This window comes from Methylibium sp. T29-B (assembly GCF_000576225.1).
GTDB classification, from domain to species: domain Bacteria; phylum Pseudomonadota; class Gammaproteobacteria; order Burkholderiales; family Burkholderiaceae_C; genus Methylibium; species Methylibium petroleiphilum.
In genome coordinates this window covers 1-1,558 of sequence record NZ_AZSN01000336.1, presented here as the reverse complement: position 1 = coordinate 1,558, position 1,558 = coordinate 1, and the positions used below count along the sequence as shown (strand labels likewise).

The window sequence follows — 1,558 nt, the reverse complement described above, 5'->3', positions numbered from 1 at the left end:
GAGCGGGAACGCCGGCGCACCGGCCACGCCCCAGCGGCCGGCGCGCACGTAGCGGTCGGCCTCGGGCGTGCGGCGTGCCACGTCGAGCAGCAGGGCCATCGCGAGATCGGCCACGCAGTCGTTCAGCACGTCGGGGGTGTAGCCCACGGCGATGCCGCGCCGCGCGGCGGCCGCGAGGTCGATCTTGTCGAGCCCCACGCCGAAGCTCGAGATCACGCGCAGCGACGGCAGCGCGTCGATCAGCGCCGCGTCCGCGCCGCTGCCGCCGGCCGAGGTGACCAGGCCCACGAACTCGGCGCCACGCGCCGCCAGGAAGGCCTGCGGGTCGGCCTCGTCGGCCAGGCGGTGCAGGTCGTGGGCGGCCGCCAGCCGCTCCTCCAGCCAGGGCAGCAGGCGGCCGATCTGCAGCACGCGGGGCTTCGTCGACATCATTCGATCTTCACCCCGCCCTGCGCGACGACGCTCGCCCAGTTCTTGCGCTCGCGCTCGAAGAAGGTGGCGAACTCGGCCGGCGTCATCGTGTAGACCTCGGCGCCCTGCGACACCAGGCGCTCGCGCACCTCGGGCGAACGGATGATGCGCGACAGCTCGGCCGCCACCTTGGCCACCACCGCGGGCGGCGTGGCCGCCGGCATCAGCACGCCTTGCCACGTGCCCGACTCGAAGCCCTTCACGCCCTGCTCGGCGATCGTCGGCACGTTCGCCAGCAGCGGTACGCGCGTGGCCTTGGAGACGCCCAGCACCTTGAGCTTGCCCGCCTGCACCTGCGGCAGCGTCGCCAGCATGCCGTTCATCAGCACCTGGGTCTGGCCGGCCACGGTGTCGCCGATCGCCTGGGCGCCGCCCTTGTAGGGGATGTAGGTCCACTCGGCCTTGGTGGCCTTCTCGACCGCCACGCCGGCCAGGTGCGGCGCGCTGCCGATCGCGGTGACCGCGAAATTCAGCGACTCCTTGTGCGAGAGCGCCACCAGTTCCTGCAGGTTGTTGGCCTTGACCGACGGATGCACCACCAGCAGGTGCGGCGAGTACGCGAGCATGCCGACGCCGCGCAGGTCCTTGCTGGGATCGAACGGCAGCTTGGCGTAGACCGAAGCGGTGATCGCCAGCGCGCCCACGTCGCACAGCAGCAGCGTGTGGCCGTCGTTGGCCTTGGCGACGAAATCGGTGCCGGTGTTGCCGTTGGCGCCGGGCTTGTTCTCGACGATCACCGTCTGCTTCAGCGCCTCGGACAGCGGCCCCGAGATCGCGCGGGCGATGATGTCCGACGAGCCACCGGGCGAGTACGGCACGACGATGCGGATCGTCTGCGTGGGCCAGGCCTGGGCCTGGGCGCCGCCGGCGGCCAGCGCCAGCGTGGCGGTCAGGGCGCGGACAAAGATGCGTCGAATCATCGGGGGTCTCCTCGGTCGGGGTCGGGTTGGGGCGGACGAGGTGGCGACAAGCCCCTCTCTAGTTGTACGTCATCGTACAACATGAAGGATGACCGATCACTCGGGATTGCCCGGTATCGGTCCGCTGGCGCCCGCCGCCGCTCAGGCCCGCGGCTGGCGCGCCTGCG

Annotated in this window: 1 protein-coding gene and 1 pseudogene; both read right to left on the bottom strand. The window is 71.6% G+C overall.

What is annotated here, in order from left to right:
• Positions 1-432 (bottom strand): annotated as a pseudogene (locus Y694_RS21720) (2-hydroxyacid dehydrogenase); the annotation flags it as partial.
• A complete protein-coding gene (locus tag Y694_RS21715) occupies positions 429-1,391 on the bottom strand; it encodes a tripartite tricarboxylate transporter substrate binding protein (protein WP_036236650.1) in 963 nt (320 codons plus the stop codon). The pseudogene Y694_RS21720 and the gene Y694_RS21715, both read right to left, overlap by 4 nt.
• Between the last annotated feature and the right edge of the window lie 167 nt (positions 1,392-1,558).